Here is a 1,218-nt window from a genome sequence, read left to right on the forward strand (position 1 = left end):
TGAATAGCCCCTAGATTTGTAGACGCCTTCTCCCCTAAATCTGAGGCAGGAGGCCTACATGGGCAAAGGCAATTTCACGGAAGAGTTCAAGCGCGACGCGGTGCGTCAGATCACCGAGCGTGGCTATCCGGTAGCGGAGGTCTCGCAGCGGCTGGGGGTCAGCCAGCATTCGCTCTACGAGTGGAAGAAGAAGTTCGGCATATCGAACGGCAAGACCAGCGACGAGGCCGACGAGATCAGGCGGCTGAAGAAGGAACTGGCTCGCGTTACCGAGGAGCGCGACATCCTAAAAAAAGCGGCCGCGTACTTCGCCAGGGATGCAAAGTGAAGTACGCGTTCATTGCCCTGTATCGCCTGCGGTTCTCGGTGCGGACGATGTGCCGGCTTCTCCATGTGCACCCGAGCGGGTTCTATGCCTGGCTGAAGAACCCGTTGAGCAAACGGGCCAGCGAGGACAAACGACAGACCGATCTCCTGTTTCAAGCTTGGGAAGAGAGCGGCAAGGTCTATGGCTATCGGAAGCTTCATGACGACCTTCTCGACCAAGGCGAGATGTGCTGCCCGAACCGCGTCGCACGTCTGACAAGGCTTGCCGGGATCAAGGCTGAGATCGGTTACAAACGTCGTCCTGGCAAATATGGCGGCCGCCCCTCCGTCATTGTCGATAATACGCTCGACCGGCAATTCGACGTCGAGGCTGCGGACAGGGCATGGGTCACGGACATCACCTATATCCGGACCGCCGAGGGCTTCGCCTATCTCGCGGTCGTCATCGATCTCTATTCCCGCCGGGTTATCGGTTGGGCAATGCAGAGCCGTCAAACCACGGACGTCGTGCTGCAGGCGCTGCTCATGGCGGTCTGGCGGCGCAAGCCGAAGGGCGAGGTGCTGATCCACTCGGATCAGGGCTCGCAGTTCACCAGCATGGATTGGGCCTCGTTCCTCAACCACCACAATCTGGTTCACTCGATGAGCCGACGTGGCAACTGCCATGATAACGCAGTCGCCGAAAGCTTCTTCAACCTGCTGAAGCGGGAGCGGATACGTCGAAAGGTCTACCGTTCACGCGCTGAAGCTCGCCAGGACGTGTTCGACTACATCGAAATGTTCTACAACCCGAAACGCAAGCACGTCAGAAACGGGATGCTGTCGCCCGTCGAGTTCGAGAAGCAGCAGAGAACCTAACCCGAGGGTGTCTACAAAACTCGGGGCTATTCA

Annotated in this window: 1 protein-coding gene; it reads left to right on the forward strand. The window is 58.5% G+C overall.

Going from position 1 to position 1,218, the window contains the following annotated elements; translation table 11 throughout:
* The first annotated feature begins 58 nt into the window (after positions 1-58).
* A protein-coding gene (locus tag FJQ48_RS12795) for an IS3 family transposase (RefSeq protein ID WP_139975426.1) occupies positions 59-1,185 on the forward strand; the annotation gives its coding sequence in 2 pieces (ribosomal slippage) (positions 59-287 and positions 287-1,185; 1,128 coding nt in all).
* The last annotated feature ends 33 nt before the right edge of the window (positions 1,186-1,218 follow it).

The organism is Ochrobactrum sp. CGA5 (genome assembly GCF_006345815.1).
Lineage (GTDB): Bacteria > Pseudomonadota > Alphaproteobacteria > Rhizobiales > Rhizobiaceae > Brucella.